General features: G+C 69.4%; 15 protein-coding genes. 3 read left to right on the top strand and 12 right to left on the bottom strand.

The features are described from left to right. Positions 1 to 6: 6 nt before the first annotated feature. The 10 genes from RZO50_RS01950 to RZO50_RS01905 form a co-directional block, all read right to left on the bottom strand. Positions 7 to 861, bottom strand: coding sequence for an ABC transporter permease (locus RZO50_RS01950; RefSeq protein WP_322598023.1), 855 nt, complete (start codon positions 859 to 861; stop codon positions 7 to 9). Next, the gene (locus RZO50_RS01945) at positions 858 to 1,835 is read right to left on the bottom strand and encodes an ATP-binding cassette domain-containing protein (protein ID WP_322598022.1); all 978 of its coding nucleotides are present in this window, start codon (positions 1,833 to 1,835) and stop codon (positions 858 to 860) included. The genes RZO50_RS01950 and RZO50_RS01945 overlap by 4 nt, the downstream gene beginning before the upstream one ends. A 75-nt stretch (positions 1,836 to 1,910) precedes the next feature. Continuing rightward, positions 1,911 to 2,936, bottom strand: coding sequence for an isopenicillin N synthase family dioxygenase (locus RZO50_RS01940; protein ID WP_322598021.1), 1,026 nt, complete (start codon positions 2,934 to 2,936; stop codon positions 1,911 to 1,913). A 94-nt stretch (positions 2,937 to 3,030) separates the two neighbouring features. Beyond that, positions 3,031 to 3,840 carry a polyprenol monophosphomannose synthase gene (locus RZO50_RS01935; protein ID WP_322598020.1) on the bottom strand — a complete coding sequence of 270 codons (810 nt, stop codon included), beginning with the start codon at positions 3,838 to 3,840 and terminating at the stop codon, positions 3,031 to 3,033. 31 nt (positions 3,841 to 3,871) lie between these two features. Then, positions 3,872 to 4,522: a sortase domain-containing protein gene (locus RZO50_RS01930; RefSeq protein ID WP_322598019.1), complete on the bottom strand. Its 651-nt coding sequence runs from the start codon at positions 4,520 to 4,522 to the stop codon at positions 3,872 to 3,874. Next, positions 4,519 to 5,607: a glycosyl hydrolase family 8 gene (locus tag RZO50_RS01925; RefSeq protein WP_322598018.1), complete on the bottom strand. Its 1,089-nt coding sequence runs from the start codon at positions 5,605 to 5,607 to the stop codon at positions 4,519 to 4,521. The genes RZO50_RS01930 and RZO50_RS01925 overlap by 4 nt, the downstream gene beginning before the upstream one ends. Positions 5,608 to 5,611: 4 nt before the next feature. Next, on the bottom strand, positions 5,612 to 6,436 hold the full coding sequence (locus RZO50_RS01920) for a DUF4397 domain-containing protein (RefSeq protein ID WP_322598017.1): 825 nt from the start codon (positions 6,434 to 6,436) through the stop codon (positions 5,612 to 5,614). Positions 6,437 to 6,505: 69 nt separating this feature from the next. Continuing rightward, positions 6,506 to 8,446 carry an ArnT family glycosyltransferase gene (locus RZO50_RS01915; RefSeq protein WP_322598016.1) on the bottom strand — a complete coding sequence of 647 codons (1,941 nt, stop codon included), beginning with the start codon at positions 8,444 to 8,446 and terminating at the stop codon, positions 6,506 to 6,508. Next, a complete protein-coding gene (locus RZO50_RS01910) occupies positions 8,443 to 9,933 on the bottom strand; it encodes a glycosyltransferase family 2 protein (protein WP_322598015.1) in 1,491 nt (496 codons plus the stop codon). Before RZO50_RS01910 ends, RZO50_RS01915 begins: the two co-directional genes overlap by 4 nt. Then, positions 9,930 to 10,412 (bottom strand): GtrA family protein, encoded by a 483-nt coding sequence (locus RZO50_RS01905; RefSeq protein ID WP_322598014.1) that lies wholly within the window; start codon positions 10,410 to 10,412, stop codon positions 9,930 to 9,932. The genes RZO50_RS01910 and RZO50_RS01905 overlap by 4 nt, the downstream gene beginning before the upstream one ends. 113 nt (positions 10,413 to 10,525) lie before the next feature. Between RZO50_RS01905 and ppk2 the strand changes: the two genes are divergently transcribed. Beyond that, positions 10,526 to 11,431, top strand: coding sequence for a polyphosphate kinase 2 (gene ppk2, locus RZO50_RS01900; RefSeq protein ID WP_322598013.1), 906 nt, complete (start codon positions 10,526 to 10,528; stop codon positions 11,429 to 11,431). Between the two features lie 15 nt (positions 11,432 to 11,446). Here ppk2 and RZO50_RS01895 read toward each other — a convergent pair whose 3' ends face one another. Then, positions 11,447 to 11,977: a CGNR zinc finger domain-containing protein gene (locus RZO50_RS01895; RefSeq protein ID WP_322598012.1), complete on the bottom strand. Its 531-nt coding sequence runs from the start codon at positions 11,975 to 11,977 to the stop codon at positions 11,447 to 11,449. A 39-nt stretch (positions 11,978 to 12,016) separates the two neighbouring features. Between RZO50_RS01895 and RZO50_RS01890 the strand changes: the two genes are divergently transcribed. After that, on the top strand, positions 12,017 to 13,024 hold the full coding sequence (locus RZO50_RS01890) for a DMT family transporter (RefSeq protein WP_322598011.1): 1,008 nt from the start codon (positions 12,017 to 12,019) through the stop codon (positions 13,022 to 13,024). Here the strand turns inward: RZO50_RS01890 and RZO50_RS01885 are convergent. Continuing rightward, positions 12,924 to 14,525 (bottom strand): Na+/H+ antiporter NhaC family protein, encoded by a 1,602-nt coding sequence (locus RZO50_RS01885; protein WP_322598010.1) that lies wholly within the window; start codon positions 14,523 to 14,525, stop codon positions 12,924 to 12,926. The two genes, RZO50_RS01890 and RZO50_RS01885, sit on opposite strands and share 101 nt — an antisense overlap. A 109-nt stretch (positions 14,526 to 14,634) precedes the next feature. Between RZO50_RS01885 and RZO50_RS01880 the strand changes: the two genes are divergently transcribed. Further along, a complete protein-coding gene (locus tag RZO50_RS01880) occupies positions 14,635 to 15,327 on the top strand; it encodes a potassium channel family protein (protein WP_322598009.1) in 693 nt (230 codons plus the stop codon). Position 15,328 lies beyond the last annotated feature (1 nt).

The following is a 15,328-nucleotide window of genomic DNA, read 5'->3' as shown; positions in this document are numbered from 1 at the left end:
CCGGTGTCACCGGCTGAGGGTCTGGAACCGACGCACCGAGAGCGGCACGAACACGAGGAACATGACCACGGTGAACAGCAGCACGTAGACGACGGGGTGCTGGAGCGGCCACGACGCGGTCGAACCGGCGCTGGTTGGGGCGTTGCCGAACAGCTCGCGCACGGCCTGCACGAGAGCCGACACCGGATTCCACTCGGCGAACACGCGCAGCGGACCGGGCAGGTTCTCGCTCGGCACGAACGCGTTCGAGATGAAGGTGGCGGGGAAGAGGATCAGGAACGAGGCGTTGTTGATCACCTCGGGGCTGCGCACGATGAGCCCGAGGAAGGCCATCACCCACGAGAACGCGTAGGAGAACAGCATCAGCAGGCCCACGCCGGCGACGAAATCCAGCGGGGTCGACTCGACACGCCAGCCGACGACGAATCCGGTGAGCATCATCACGACCAGCGAGAGCACGTTGATCGCGAGGTCGCCCACGGTGCGGCCGATCAGTACGGCGGAGCCGTTCATCGGAAGGGTGCGGAATCGGTCGATGATGCCGTCCTTGAGGTCCTGCGCCATCGCCGAACCCGAGTACGTCGAACCGAAGACGATGGTCTGGGCGAAGATGCCCGCCATGAGGAACGAGGTGTAGTCCTCGCCCTCGACGGCGATGGACGACCCGAAGACGAAGGTGAACAGCAGCACGAACATGATCGGCTGGATGAGCGTGAACACGAGGATGTCGGGGACGCGCACGATCTTCTTGATGTTGCGCCAGGTGGCGACGTAGCCGTCTGAGAGGAATCGGCTGAAGGGAGAGCTCGGTTCCGGTTGGAGGGTCCGGCGGGAGCGGGATCCCCGGTCGGTGGTGCTCATGCCGCCGCCTCCTCGTCGTCGGTGCTCTCGGCGGCGTGTCCGGTCAGCTGCAGGAAGACATCGTCGAGCGTGGGTCGCCGCATCCCGGCGTCGTGCAGGGAGATCCCCGCCGCGGTGGTGTCGGCCATGATGTGGGCCAGCGCCGCCGATCCGTCGGCGACGGGGACGACCAGGGTGCGCCCGCCGTCGGAGGTCGCATCGGCGGTGCCGTGTCGGCCGAGGATCTCACGCGCCGCCCGAGCGTCGGCTTCGTCGACGAGGGTGACGGCGACCCGTTGCCCGCCCACCGACGCCTTCAACTGGTCGGCGGTCCCCTCGGCGATCACCCGGCCGCTGTCGATGATCGAGATCGAGTCGGCCAGGCGATCGGCCTCTTCCAGATACTGCGTGGTCAGGAGCACCGTGGTGCCGCCGTCGACGAGCGATTCGATGATCTCCCACAGCGCCAGGCGGCTGCGGGGATCCAGCCCGGTCGTCGGCTCGTCGAGGAAGAGCACCGGGGGATTGATGACCAGAGCGCCGGCCAGGTCGATCCGGCGTCGCATACCGCCGGAGAAGCCCTTCACCGGCCGATTCTGCGCGTCGACCAGGTCGAACAGCTCGATGAGCTCTTTCGCCCGCCTCGTCGCCTCGCGACGCCCCAGGTGGTACAGCAGCCCCACCATCAGCAGGTTCTCGAAGCCGGTGAGGTTCTCGTCGACGGCTGCGTACTGGCCGCTCGCCCCGCTCATCCGCCGGATCGCCTGCGGATCGGACAGCACGTCGACCCCGTCGATGACCGCCGAACCGGAGTCGGGCCGGATGAGCGTGGTCAGCACCTTGACGGTCGTCGTCTTGCCGGCACCGTTCGGACCGAGGAGAGCCGTGACGGTTCCCTCCGGGACGGACAGGTTCAGTCCGTCGAGGGCACGCAGCACGGGCGCACCCTTGGGGCGGTAGGTCTTGACGAGTTCGTTCGCCTCGATGAACGCCATGCCGGGATGGTACTGCCCGTCGGTGACATCGTGGGGAACGCGTGCGGTCCGTGCGCCGGGCCCCGGTGCTGCGGATCAGGTGCGGCGCGACTCCTCGAGCAGTTCGGGGTGGTGGATCGCGGCGACGTCGGGGTGGGCCCGCAGCCGCGACTTCAACTGGTTCTCGCCGTACGTTCCGTGGATGACGTTGTCGGGATCCTGTTCGATGCCGCGAGAGGTGGAACGGAATTCCTCCGCGATGTCGAGGCGGGGCATCTGCACCGCCAGTGCCGGATTGAAGAACAGCGGCACCGAGATGCGCTCGGTGCCTGCGGCGGGCGCGATCACCCGGTGCACCGTGGCGCGCAGATACCCGCCGGTCGCCCATTCGAGCAGCTCGCCGATGTTGACGATGAGCGCGCCCTCGACCGGCGGGACGTCGTGCCACTCGCCCTCGTACTCCACCTGCAGCCCACCGGCACCCGGCTCGATCCACAACAGCGTGAGCACGCCCGCGTCCTTGTGCTTGCCGACCCCCTGTCGTGAGGGGGCGTCGTCGGGGACTCCGGGGTACCGCACGATCTTCAGGTGCGTCTGCGGGTCGTCGGCGAACAGGTCCAGGAGGGATTCCGGCGGGGCGCCGAGGGCGTCGGCCCACGCCTCGAGGAGGCGCCGCCCGATGGCGGTGAGCGTCTCGGACCATTCTTCGACCACGGTCCGCAGCTCCGGGAGGGCGCTGGGCCACAGGTTCGGTCCCTCCAGCACGACATACGCGGGATCGCCCGGGCCGCGTTCGATCGGCTCGCGGCCGGGGCCGATGTCGATCTGCTCGCGCCAGTCGACCTTGCCCTGCGTGAGCTCGCCGCCCAGTCGTGCATACCCGCGGAAGTGCGGCGAGGTCAGATTCTCGATCTCGAGCTTGTCCTCCTCGGGCAAGGCGAAGAACGCGCGCGAGGTCTTCAGGAGGCGCTCCTGAAGAGCATCGGGGATGCCGTGTCCGACGAGACTGAAGAAACCCACCTCGTGGGTGGCGCGGCGCAGGTCTGCCCGGAAGCGCTCGGCGGCTTCCGGGCCGTCGTCGAGGAGCGACATGTCGAGGACGGGGACGGGGGAATGGGTCATGACCTCGAAGGTAAGCCGGGTGCGTGCGGCCTCGGCGATTGTGTCGTCACGAACGGCCGAATGTGTCGTCATACGAGCGCTCGCGTCGCCGTCCTCACCGGCCGGTGGCCGGCAGCGTGCGGTGCGAGGTCCACCGCACCGACGGCAACCGCCGCCCATGACGGACGAGTTCACCCAGCTCGGCCAGGCGGCGGGTGATCCCCCACACGGTGACGCGCGCCAGAGACTCCGCGACGATCGAGCCACTCATCTTCGATACGCCGCGCTCGCGCTCGACGAAGGTGATCGGCACCTCGACGACGCGGAGTTGACGCTGCAGGGCCCGCCACAGCAGGTCGACCTGGAAGCAGTACCCCTGCGAGGCGACGTCCGCCAGGTCGATTCGCTCGAGAGCCCGCGCGTTGAACACCCGGTACCCGCCGGTGGCGTCGCGCACGTCGATGGCGAGCGCGAGTCGCGTGTAGATGTTCCCCCCGCGACTGATCACCTTGCGGTGCAACGGCCAGTTCTTCACCTGCCCGCCGGGTGTCCACCGCGAGCCGAGGACGACGTCGTGATGGGACAGCTGGTCGACCATGCGGGGCAGATCGGCCGGATCGTGGGATCCGTCGGCATCCATCTCCACCAGTGCCCAGTAGCCCCGCTCCAGCCCCCACGCGAAGCCCGCGAGGTAGGCGCCGCCCAGGCCGTCCTTCTCGGCGCGGTGCAGCACGTGCACCTCGGGGTGCCGGCGTGACAGCGCGTCGGCGAGGTCGCCGGTCCCGTCGGGGCTGGCATCGTCGACGACCAGGATGTCGGTGTGGGCGTTGGCCGCCAGCACGCGTCCCACGATGGGCTCCAGGTTGTCGATCTCGTTGTAGGTCGGGATGATCACCAGCGTCTTGAGGGCGGCGTCGTCGGTCATGGGGTCTCTCTTCCGGTGTGGACTCGCGCGCTCAGGCGGCGAGGCTGGCGAACACGATGAGGTTGTCGGTGTAGTGGCCGATGGTGCGATCGAAATCGCCGGCGCAGGTGATGAGCCGGAGGGCCGGTGCGGGGACGTTGTCGTACACGTCCGACGTGGGGAAGTTCGCCTTCGTCGACTGGATGGCGCCGGTCACCACGAAGGTGAGCGTCCGGCCGCCGGTCATCTCGACGTCGATCTCGTCTCCCGGCGCCAGCTCGTCGAGGCGTTGGAACACGGCCGGCCCGGTCGGCGAGTCGATGTGTCCGGCGATGATGGCCGGGCCGATCGATCCGGGGGCGACGCCCTCCGCATACCAACCGGCGGTGTCGTAGTCGACAGGCGCCTGCAGTTCGCCGGCGGCGTCGACCGCCAGGTCTTCGAGGGCCGAGTCGACGCCGAGGCTCGGGATGCGGACCGTCTCCGGGACGCCGAGGTCGACCTCGTCCGCCGGCGCGGAGGGGTCCTGCAGCCCGCCCGCGGAGAAGGGGTTCGCGCTCTCCGTTGCGGTTGGTGTCGTCGCGACCGGCGCCGTGTCGGGTCCCTCCTGCGACGCCGCCGCGTGCACGACGCCGACGGTGAGGAGAGCGATCGCGAGCAGGCCGATCGTCGACCACAGGCCCGCCCGCACCGCCCGGCTCACGACCCGCTCCCCGCGACGGCGTCGCATCCGCCGAGGTCGCCCGCGAGCATCGCCGCGCCCAGCGTGATCCACGCGCGGCCGTAGTAGGTCGGGTTCTCCTGCGACAGGGTCGCGGCGGCGACGAGGTCGTCGCGCGCCGCCGACGCGTCGCCGTCGGCGGCGGATGCGGCGGCGCGGGCGACGATGCTCAACGGGCTGCGGTCGGAGGTGACCGCACCGCCGCCCAGGTCGAGCACCGCGGCCGGCTCATCGGCGTAGGACAGAGGCTCCCGTGCATCGGCGACGAGATCACGATCGGCCGGCTCGCACGACTCCGCGTAGCGGATGATCGTGCGCTGCGCGTCGTAGCCGTAGGTCACGGCATCGCCCTCCCCGGATGCTCCCGCGATCGGGGACACGGTGCCGTCGGCGTGGATCTGGGCCCAGTCCGGGGGAAGCGCGGCGGCGTCGAAGAGCGCCTCGGTGGCGGCGGCGCTTCCCTCGGCCAACTCTTCCCAGCGCTCGTCGCCGGTGGCGGCGCCGAGGATCGCGAACGCCGCCGGGGAGGCGTAGCTCGGGTTGTAGGGCAGCGGGTCTTCGCCCTCCGCCCACAGCCCGGGCAGAAGAACGCGCCCGAGCGCCGTCTCGACGGTCAGCTCGTCCAACAGCGCGTCGGCGAGCGCGACGCCGTCGTCGGACAGATCGGCGCGGGCGAAGCGGTCGCCGGCGAGGACGAGTGCGCGGGCCGCGTCGAGTTCGGCATCCGACGCCGGCTCCGCGTCGACGACGTCGCCGTCCTCCCACCGCCATGCCAGCAGGCCGTCCTCGCGCACGAGCTCGTCCTGGGTCCACTCCCAGATCTCGTCGAAGCGCTCTTCGTCCGCCGCGACGACGGCCGCGAGCATGCCGTAGGCCTGCCCTTCGCTCACGGTGTCTCCTCCCTGGTCATGGCGCACCACCCGGCCGTCCTCGACCCACTGGTCGAGGAACGCCGCGGCGTGGACCTCGGCATCGCTGCGCTCGGGCGGCGCATCGGTCGTGCACCCCGCGAGCAGCGCCACGAGCACGACCGGTACCGCGACCGAACCGATCCGACCGATGGACATGCGATCAGATCCCGAAGATCCATGCCCCGGCGGGGACGCCCGGTGCCGGCGATACGCGGTCCGCGTCGGCGAGTCCGCCGGCACCGGTGTCCACGCCGCCCTCCGGCACGGCGCCCACGGCGGCCGAGTCGGTGACGGTCATGATCTCGAGGCCTCCCGAGGCGGTGTCGAGGACGAAGAGCGTCGAGACGCTGCCCTCGGCCACGTCGATCGACGTCTCGCCGGTCACCGCGCCGCCGTCCAGCTCGAGGGTCCAGGGGCCGGCGGGCACTTCCGCGTAGCCGGTGGCGTCGCCTGCCTTCGCGCCGCGCGCGATGGGCACGCCGGTCGAGGTCACGACATCGACTTCCGCGGTCTGCGTGGATGCCTGAATCAATCGGATGCGGGCCGAACCGTCGGACGGTCGGCTGAGGTCGTCGCTGATCGCGGTGACCTCGAGGTCATCCGACGGCCCGAAGGCGACGACGGTGTTCGCGCTCTCCGGATCGATCGTGACGGTTCCCGAGATCGCGGGGGCGGTGCCCTCTGCGGCGTCCGAGGGGACCATGCTGACGGTGTAGGTCCCCGCGTCGAGCTCGGTGTACGGCGATACGTCGCCGTAGCCGACGCCCTCGAGCTCGAACTCGACGGCTCCCCCGCTCAGGGCGGTCACCTCGACGTCGACCGACTTGGTGTCGGGGGAGAGGTGACCCAGGCGCAGCCAGCCGGCGGAATCCTCGGCGGCTCCCGCAGCCGGTGCGACCAGCAGGCCGGCGGCGGCGGCCGCCGTCGCCGTCAGAGCGGCCAAGGTGGTCCGCAGCGGGCGGCGGTGATGGGCGTGAGTGGTCATGACGGTCCTTTCGTGTGATGTGTGCGGTGCGATGGCGTGCCGGTGGGCACCGACGTGCCGTGTGGTGTGTCAGGAGAGGGCGAAGCGGATGAGGGCGGTGCCATCGGCGATCTCGACGTCAGCGGCGGTGACCGAGCCGGCCACCCTGCGGAGGAGTTCTGCGGCCTCGTCATCGATCGGCTCGCCGTCGACGGACACGATCTCCACCTGGCGGGCGATGGGGCTCTGCTCGCCGAAGACCGTGGGGAATCCTGCGATCTCGACCTCGTGCGACGCGCTCAATGCGCCGAGCACCGTGATGATCCGCGCGTCGACGTGTCCCGCGGCGAGGGCATCGTCCGCGCTCTCGGGCATCTCGACGCGCGGGTTGACGGACAGCTGCGAGCCGAGCTCGGATTGGCGGGTGAAGGCGGCGCTCTGCGCTTCCTCGGCGGTGTCCGCACCCGCGGGGACGATGCGGCGCACGTCGACCGACTGGTCGCCGTCGCCGAAGGTCGCCACGGGGACGGAGTTCTGCATCGCGCCGGTCACTTCGGGGAACTGCGTCGGGAACGTGCGCATCGACTCCGTGGTGATGACGTAGTCGGAGTCTCGCCATCCGTTCGGCGATGCCGCGGCGACCTCGGGGTCGGTGTCGATCTTGTAGTACCAGATCACGTTCTCTCGATCCCACCCGGCCTCGACCAGGTCGACCCACATGCTGTTGTCGACGATCAGTCGTTGCTCGGGGGCGGCGTTCCGCTCGAGCCAGTCGGTCGCTTCGCGCATCGGACGGTCGAGGTCGGCGGCGACGAAGCCGCGCAGCTGGGTGACCAGGTTCGGTGCGGCCGCCACCGCGGCCGCACCGGCCGCGATCACGACGGCGCCGCCGACGAGCCGACGCACCCCGGCGCGTCGACGAACCCACCGCGCACCCGTGTCGACGATCCCGGCCACGGCGAGCGCGGCGAACGGGAGCAGCATGATGACATAGGGCACCGGCAGGTAGCCGCCCGGGCGGAACATGAAGGCCGTGAGGGCGAGCAGCAGCACGGCGTACGGGCGCAGGCGTCGATGGAAGACCCCCATCGCCGCGGCGACCAGACCGCCGGTGATGAACACGGCGTCGAGCTGCCACCACATTCCGACGGTCGCGCTCATGAGCGAGTCGGGATCGGCGAGCGATCCGCTGCCTTCTCGGTCGCTCAGCTGGAACAGAACGCCATCGAGCAGGCTCACCTGGCCGGTCGAGCCGATCAGCTCCCCCTTCACCGCCGCCAGCAGCAGGTAGCCGCCGCCGATCAGGACGAGGGTCCCCGCCGCGACGGAGAGGGTGTAGCGGCGGGTCGCCCGCTGGGCGTTGCGGAGCATCACCCACGCGAGGATCGGCAGGGCGAGGAGGAAGGTCTCCTTCGTCAGCACGGCGATCCCGAAGGCCGCTGCGGCCCCGGCGAACGCCGCCAGCTGCGAGCGGCGGACCGTGGCCAGGACGAACGCCAGGAGCAGCCACGGCACGGCGAGGTTATCGAGGTACACCGTGCGGTGGAACTGCAGCGCGAGGGGCGACAGCGAGAACAGGGCGGTGGCAGCGGTGGCGGCGGGCCGGCTGAGCCCGGTGCGGCGCGCGAGGACCCACAGCAGGATCGCCGCGATCAGCGACGCGACGATCGACGCTTCGCGACCGGCCAGCACGGCGACATCCCAGCGCGCGAACGCTCCGGTGAGCAGCGCGTAGCCGGCGATCTGAATCCAGCCGAGGGGCGGATGGTCGTACCAGTACGTGTAGTGCGCGAGTTCGCCGTAGGTGAGGATGGCGTACGCCTGCGCGGTGTAGGTGCCCTCGTCGTCGATGCGCTGCGGTGAGCCGGCGATGTTGACGAAGGAGACGACCGCTGCGACCGCGATCACGGGGGCGATCCATGCGATATCGCGTCGGTGGGCGATCCACCACGCACCCATCCGCTCTGTCCGCGAGGGGCGGGCGGAGTCGCCGGTCTGGGCCTCGGGCCGGGTCAGGGTCGGAGTGCTCATCGGGTCGCTCCTGTCGTGGCGAGTTCGGGTGCGTCCGCGTCGTCCGGCGCCGGGATCGAGAGGGTGCCGACGGTGGTCGGGAAGGTGCGGTGGGCGTTGTTGTGCTCCGTCTTCTCCCAGCCGGTCTGGCCGCGCGACTCGCGCCAGACGGAGCGGATCGCCGCTGCGGCGAGGAACATCTGATACGGCAACGTGCCGAGGACGAGCCGAACGTAATCGCGCGCGCGGACCTTCTCGGAGAAGACGCGTCCGAACTCGCCCAGGCCGGCCGCCTCGACGGCGATCGTCAAGAGGGTCGGTGCGAGGGGGAGGAAGGTGATGAGGGCGACGGCGGTCGGCACCTTGACGAACAGGATGAGGATCACCGCCAGCGGGATCAGCAGGCCCGTCGCCGCTTGCAGGAACGGCATCGAAAGCATGTACCGCGCGTACATGCGCTGGCGCCGGGTGGGCAGCTTCTTCCACTCACCCTTGCGCAGCACCTGCAGGAAGCCCTGGTTCCATCGGGTGCGCTGCTTGTACAGCGAACGGAACGTCGGAGGCGTCTCCTCCCGGGTGACGTACTCGGGGGAATAGGCGACGACCACCTTCTCGCCCTGACTGGAGAGGCGGACACCGAGCTCGCAGTCCTCGGCCAGGCACTCGGCGTCCCAACCCAGGTTGCGTTCGAGTGCTTCGCGCGTGACGAAGACGGTGTTCCCGCCGAGCGGGATGAACCGCGAGCCGGCGTGGAAGTGCAGGCGGGAGCGGAACCAGAAGTAGTACTCCAGGACATTCCGCAACGACCACCAACTGGAACGGAAGTTCATCAGCTGGACACCGCCCTGCACGACGGTCGCGCCCGTTTCGGTGAACCGCGAGTCGATGTGGCGGAGGAGGTCGGGGTGCACGTCGTCCTCGGCGTCGAACACGCCCACGATGTCGCCGGTGGCGAAGGGCAGCGCGCGGTTGAGGGCTTTGGGCTTGTTCTTCGGCACGCTGTCATCGACGACGACCTCGATGCGCGCGGGGTGGCGGTCGGCGGCCGCGCGGACCACGGCCTCGGTGCCCGGGTCGTCGTGGCCCACGATGGCGATGATCTGCACATTCGGGTGCGTCTGCCGGGCGAGCGTGTCCAGCGTCTCGCCCATCACCTCCTCTTCATGGCGGCCGGGGACGAGGAGTGTGAACGTGTGGGCCGGTTCTGTCGGAACGGGCGTGAACCGCGTTCCCCGGTGGATGCGCGAGGAGCGCCAGGCGTAGAGCATCCACCACAGCGTCGTCAGGGCGACGGCGGTGAGCAGGATCGCCAGGGCGATCAGCGAGCCGGACAGGATCACCGTACCGACATCGACGCTTGACGGATCCACCGAGCCGGGTGCGGGGTCGACGATGTCGCGATTGGTCACACCGCCCGGCTCCGGGGCCAGGGGTTCGGGCGTGAGAAGCGGGTCGGCCGTGTCGGTCGGGAGGACGGTGGGCAAGGGTGGGCCGGCGTGGGTGATCATGCGGGAACCTCCGTGCGGGGTCGGAAGACGACGAATCGATAGGTCAGGTAGCGGAAGAGAGTGCCGAGGGCGAAACCGATGACGTTCCCGGCGATGTTGTCGGCCAGCGTCGAGGTGAAGCCGAGGACGTAGTGCGAGACGTAGAGGCACGCGGCGGAGATGAGGAGGCCGCCGGCGTTCGCGACGACGAACAGCAGCGCCTCCCCGAGCACCGGCCGTCCACGGCGGCTGCGGAAGGTCAGGTAGCGGTGGCCGGCATACGCGAAGGCCGTGGCGACGGTGACCGAGACGACTTTGGCCCACACGACCGAGTCGGGCATCACGGTGAACCGCAGCAGGTTGTAGCCGCCCACGTCGATCACGAAGGCGATCGCCCCGACGAGCCCGAAGGCGCCCACTTCCGACAACAGGAGTCGGATCCGCCGCGCCGCGCCGGGCCGTTCGGCGGCAACCCGGGCCGCCGGAGTGATGGTGGTCATGTGTGGTGTTTCGGGGCATCGCCGTGATCGGATGGAACCTCGTAGCGGTGTTTACACGCTGTTCACATCCGGGTGGTCGTCTTCATCGGGCGACCCGACGCGAGGAGACGGCCATGGAAGACCTGCGAAACCAGAGCCTGCGCGAGTACATCGAGCACCTGCGTGAGAGCGGCTACTCGGTCGCCAACGGACACACACCGGACCCCGACCTCATCGACCCGCAGGGAAACCCCGTCTACACGTGGCAAGAGGGCTACCCGTACGACGAACGGATGGACCGCGACGAGTACGAGCTGGAGAAGTACCGGCTTCAGGTCGAGCTGCTGAAGTTCCAGTACTGGTTGGAAGACACCGGTGGTCGCGCCATGATCCTCTTCGAGGGGCGGGATGCAGCCGGCAAGGGCGGCACCATCAAGCGCTTCACCGAGCACCTCAACCCGCGCACATCCCGCGTCGTGGCCCTGTCGAAGCCGACCGAGCGCGAGCAGGGGCAGTGGTACTTCCAGCGTTACGCCAAGCACTTCCCGAGCTCGGGGGAGATCGTGATGTTCGACCGCTCCTGGTACAACCGGGCGGGCGTCGAGCGGGTGATGGGCTTCTGCACCGACGAGCAGTACGAGAACTTCATGGACCAGGCGCCGATCTTCGAGAAGATGCTCATCGACAGCGGCATCCACCTGACGAAGTTCTGGTTCTCGGTCTCGCGGACCGAGCAGCGCACGCGGTTCGCCATGCGCCAGCTCGACCCGGTGCGGCAGTGGAAGCTGTCGCCGATGGACATTGCATCGTTGGACCGGTGGGAGGACTACACCGCCGCGAAGGAGGAGATGTTCCGCCGCACTGACAAGAAGCACGCGCCGTGGACGATCGTCCGTTCGAACGACAAGAAGCGTGCGCGGCTGAACGCGATGCGCTTCTTCTTGAACCAGTTCGAGTACGAGGGCAAGGATCACGCGGTGATCGGCGAACCCGACCCCCAGTTGGTCATGCGCGGCAAGCAGGAGACCGCCGACGAATGAGCGGCGCCGGTCGTCTCAGCTGCGCTGACGCGACCGGTACGCGGCGACGGCTTCGCGGTTGGTGCATGTCGTCGAGCAGTACTTGCGCGACCGGTTGCGCGAGAGGTCGATGACGACGCCCTCGCAATCGGCGGCGCCGCACCGACCGAAGCGCCCCATCTCGTCGGCGCGTATCACGTCGATCATCGCCATCGCGGTCTCCACGAGGATCCGCTCGTGGAACGGTCTGTCCTCGGTCGTGGCATGGATGTGCCAGTCGGTCTCGCCGTGCCGCGTGAGCTGTGGGATCGCGCGCTGTTCGACGAGGATCGCGTTGACCAGCGGTACGGCATCGTCCCGGTCGGCGGTGAACAGCTGCCGCAGTCGCGATCGGATGTCGCGCACGGGCTCCAGCTCGCGGCCCGTGGGGGCCGCCCCGGTGTAGGAGAACCGCACGTAGAACTCCTCCAAATCGCTCGGCGCGATCAGGGTGTCGGGCTCCAGGGCGGTGTTCGCCAAGAAGACGGACGACTCCAGGGCCTCGACGGTGTCAGGAGCGAAAGCCATGTTGACACATTACCAGCGATCCTCGTAGTGTCATCGGTCATGAGCACGTTGACGAATGACGCGCGGGTGGGCACCGCCGCCGGCGGAGTGGCTTTCGCCCTCGTGGCAGCCGTCGCGTTCGGTCTGTCGGGAAGTCTCGGCAAAGGCCTCCTCGAGATCGGTTGGACCGCGGGTGCGGCCACCCTGGTCCGGGTCGCCATCGCCGCGGCGCTGCTTGCCGCCCCCGGCCTGATCGCCCTGCGCGGGCGGTGGCCTCTTCTGCGGCGCGCGCTGCCGACGGTGCTCCTCTACGGACTGTTCGCCGTGGCCGGCGCGCAGCTGTGCTTCTTCTTCGCCGTCGAGCAGATGGATGTCGGGGTCGCCCTGCTCGTCGAGTACACCGCACCGGTCGCGGTGGTCCTCTGGCTGTGGTTGCGTCGCGGCCAGCGGCCCCACGGGCTCACCGTCGCCGGGGCCGTCGTCGCCGCGCTGGGACTCCTGCTTCTGCTCGGCATCCTCGGCGGGGTCTCGGTCAGCCTCGCGGGGATCGCGTGGGCGCTGGGAGCGATGGTGGGACTGTCGGTCTACTACCTCGTCTCGGGGGACGATTCGCACGGGTTGCCTCCGGTGACCCTCGCCGCCGGTGGGCTGTCCGTCGCGGTCGTGCTCCTCGCGCTGGCCGCCGTCGTCGGGGTCCTTCCGATCGGCGTCGGCACCGGCACGGTCGCCTTCGTGGGCTTCGACGCGCCCTGGTGGGTGGTCGTGCTGCTGCTGGGCGCCGTGACCGGCGCCCTGTCGTACGTCAGTGGCATCGCCGCCGCGCGACGTCTCGGCGCTCGCCTGGCGTCGTTCGTGGGTCTCACCGAAGTGCTCGCCGCGGCGCTCCTGGCCTGGCTGCTCCTGGGCGAGACACCGCAGCCGGTGCAGGTGGTCGGCGGCGTGCTCGTGCTCGTCGGGGTCGTGCTCGTCAAGCTCGCCGAGTCTCGTGGTCCGGCTCCGTCGACACCTCCACGGGCCTGGCGACCGCACGGATCCCCACCACGCACGCGGCGAGTGCGGCGAGGGTGACCAGCAGCCCGAGCCACACCAGGCTCGTCGCGGCGAGCACGACATAGCCCAGCAGGGCCGAGAGGGCGGCGACGAGGACGAACGGCAGCTGGGTCACCACGTGGGTGATGACGTTGCACCCGGCGCCGGTCGACGACAGGATCGTCGTGTCCGAGATGGGGGAGCTGTGGTCGCCCGCGACGGCGCCGGCGAGCACCGCGCCGAGCATGGGTAGCAGGAGCTCCGGTGCGTCGACGGCGTTGGCGATGCCGCCCACGATCGGCAGGAGGAGGCCGAACGATCCCCAGGACGTGCCGGTGGAAAAGGCCATCGCCGCGGCCAGCAGGAAGACGATCGGGATGAGCCACGCCGGCGGAAGCGCGGAGGTCTCCACGACCTCGCCGAGATAGGCGCCGGTGCCCAGCGTGTCGATGAGCCCGCCGAGCATCCACGCGAGGATCAGGATGCCGATCGCCGGCGACATGGCCTTGAGTCCACCCAGCCACCCCTGCCCGAAGCTGCTCCAGCCGAACTTCGGGTTCGCCGTGGTGTAGCGGAGGTAGTAGTAGATCGCGCACGCGAGGCCCAGGATCCCGCCGTAGATGAGCGCGAGGCTCGTGTCCGTCGAGGCGAGGATCTCCACGGGCGCCCAGGAGCCCGAGGCGTCGTACCCGGTCCAGACGATCCCGCCCAGCACGCCGATCACGAGGGCGACGAAGGGCACGATGATCGCCCGCTTGGCGCCCGGGCGGTGCACCGGGAGGTCGTCGGTGAGTTGACCGGGGATGACCTCGCCCTCCTTGAAGGGGCGCCCCTCGACGAGGGCGCGCCGCTCTTCCCCGCGCATCGCGCCGAAATCGGCGCGGAAGACGATGACCAGCCACACCAGAACGGCCGCGGCGATCGCGTAGTAGTTCGACGCCGCGGCGCCGAGAAAGGCTTCGACACTGCTGATGGTCAGCGTCGAGGCGGCGACGATCGGTGCGAGGATGCCGATGATGTAGGCGCCCCAGCTCGAGAACGGCGCCAGCACGGCGATCGGTGCCGAGGTCGAGTCGACGATGTAGGCGAGCTTGGCGCGCGAGATCCGGTGCTGATCGGTCACCGGCCGGCTGATCTGACCGACGGCGAGGGCGTTGAAGTAGTCGTCGATGAAGATCACGATGCCGAGGATCGCCGGCAGGATCTGCCCGCCGCGACGGGTGCGGATGCGCGCCACGGCCCAGTCCGCGAAGGCCTGCGTGCCGCCGGACATGAGGATGAAGGCGGCGATGACGCCGAGGAGGATGATGAACAGCAGAATGTAGATGTACCAGGTGTTCAGGGCGCCGTCCTCCCAGAACAGCACGGCGAACGACTCCCAGATCAGCGCGATCGTTCGCAGCGGGTCGAACTCCGCGATGAGCACAGCGGCGACCAGCACGCCTGCGCCGAGGCTGATCATCACCTTCTTCGTCACGATCGCCAAAACGATGGCCACCACCGGCGGAACCAGCGTCAGCCACGGTGCGGATTCGATCATGTCGGCCCTCCAGGAGATGTGCGGCGTCCTGACGATATCCCGCGGTCACGCGCGCACACCAGTGACCCGCCGTCCGAAAGGCGGCCGCGCTCCTCTAAGGTATGGCGGCATGATGATGCCTTCCGCGCCCCGCCCATCGTCCTCGAGCTCATCGACCGACCTGACCCGTGTCGTGCAGTGGGAGGACCGCACGGCGTGGTTCCTGTTCGCGGGGGCGCTGGCGATGTTCGGGCTGTCCACGTGGGTGATCGCCGCGACCGTGCCGGCGACGACCACGGCGCTGGTGCTGCTGATCGTCTTCGTGCTCTGGATCGTCTTCATCGCCGACTACCTGGTGCGGTTGTCGCTGGCGGCCGGGGCGCGACGAGAGTTCGTGCGCACGCGGGCGTTCGATCTCGTGAGTCTGGTGCTGCCCTTTCTCCGGCCGTACCTGATCTTGGTCTACATCTGGCGGCTGCCCGCCTTCCGTCACGGCTCGGCCGCACGCCAGCGCGCCCGGTACCTGATCACGATGGTGATCTTCTCCCTCCTCTACGTCTACACCGCTTCGTGGGGCGTGTGGCTGGTCGAGCGGGATGCGCCCCATGCGAACATCACGACGTTCGACGACGCGCTGTTCTGGGGCTTCACGACCATCTCGACCGTCGGCTACGGCGACCTGGTTCCGGTGACGCCGCTCGGTCGCATTCTCGCGGTCGGCCTGATGATGGGGGGCATCGCGGTGATCGGCGTCACCAGCGCGACGCTCATCTCGGCGCTCAACGACAGCATCCAGCGCCGTGTCGAGCGCGATGCCCGCTGAC

Origin of the sequence: Microbacterium xanthum, from assembly GCF_034531355.1 — a bacterium.
In the GTDB taxonomy this organism is placed as follows: domain Bacteria; phylum Actinomycetota; class Actinomycetes; order Actinomycetales; family Microbacteriaceae; genus Microbacterium; species Microbacterium xanthum.
Note: the sequence above shows the minus strand (reverse complement) of the source record. Positions and strands in the feature narration are given on the sequence as shown.

What these genes read in the sequence shown, in the direction of transcription:
- RZO50_RS01950 (WP_322598023.1), bottom strand. Translation starts at nt 861, where the DNA reads ATGAGCACCACCGACCGGGGATCCCGCTCCCGCCGGACCCTCCAACCG.
- RZO50_RS01945 (WP_322598022.1), bottom strand. Translation starts at nt 1,835, where the DNA reads ATGGCGTTCATCGAGGCGAACGAACTCGTCAAGACCTACCGCCCCAAG.
- RZO50_RS01940 (WP_322598021.1), bottom strand. Translation starts at nt 2,936, where the DNA reads ATGACCCATTCCCCCGTCCCCGTCCTCGACATGTCGCTCCTCGACGAC.
- RZO50_RS01935 (WP_322598020.1), bottom strand. Translation starts at nt 3,840, where the DNA reads ATGACCGACGACGCCGCCCTCAAGACGCTGGTGATCATCCCGACCTAC.
- RZO50_RS01925 (WP_322598018.1), bottom strand. Translation starts at nt 5,607, where the DNA reads ATGTCCATCGGTCGGATCGGTTCGGTCGCGGTACCGGTCGTGCTCGTG.
- RZO50_RS01920 (WP_322598017.1), bottom strand. Translation starts at nt 6,436, where the DNA reads ATGACCACTCACGCCCATCACCGCCGCCCGCTGCGGACCACCTTGGCC.
- RZO50_RS01915 (WP_322598016.1), bottom strand. Translation starts at nt 8,446, where the DNA reads ATGAGCACTCCGACCCTGACCCGGCCCGAGGCCCAGACCGGCGACTCC.
- RZO50_RS01910 (WP_322598015.1), bottom strand. Translation starts at nt 9,933, where the DNA reads ATGATCACCCACGCCGGCCCACCCTTGCCCACCGTCCTCCCGACCGAC.
- RZO50_RS01905 (WP_322598014.1), bottom strand. Translation starts at nt 10,412, where the DNA reads ATGACCACCATCACTCCGGCGGCCCGGGTTGCCGCCGAACGGCCCGGC.
- ppk2 (WP_322598013.1), top strand. Translation starts at nt 10,526, where the DNA reads ATGGAAGACCTGCGAAACCAGAGCCTGCGCGAGTACATCGAGCACCTG.
- RZO50_RS01895 (WP_322598012.1), bottom strand. Translation starts at nt 11,977, where the DNA reads ATGGCTTTCGCTCCTGACACCGTCGAGGCCCTGGAGTCGTCCGTCTTC.
- RZO50_RS01890 (WP_322598011.1), top strand. Translation starts at nt 12,017, where the DNA reads ATGAGCACGTTGACGAATGACGCGCGGGTGGGCACCGCCGCCGGCGGA.
- RZO50_RS01885 (WP_322598010.1), bottom strand. Translation starts at nt 14,525, where the DNA reads ATGATCGAATCCGCACCGTGGCTGACGCTGGTTCCGCCGGTGGTGGCC.
- RZO50_RS01880 (WP_322598009.1), top strand. Translation starts at nt 14,635, where the DNA reads ATGATGATGCCTTCCGCGCCCCGCCCATCGTCCTCGAGCTCATCGACC.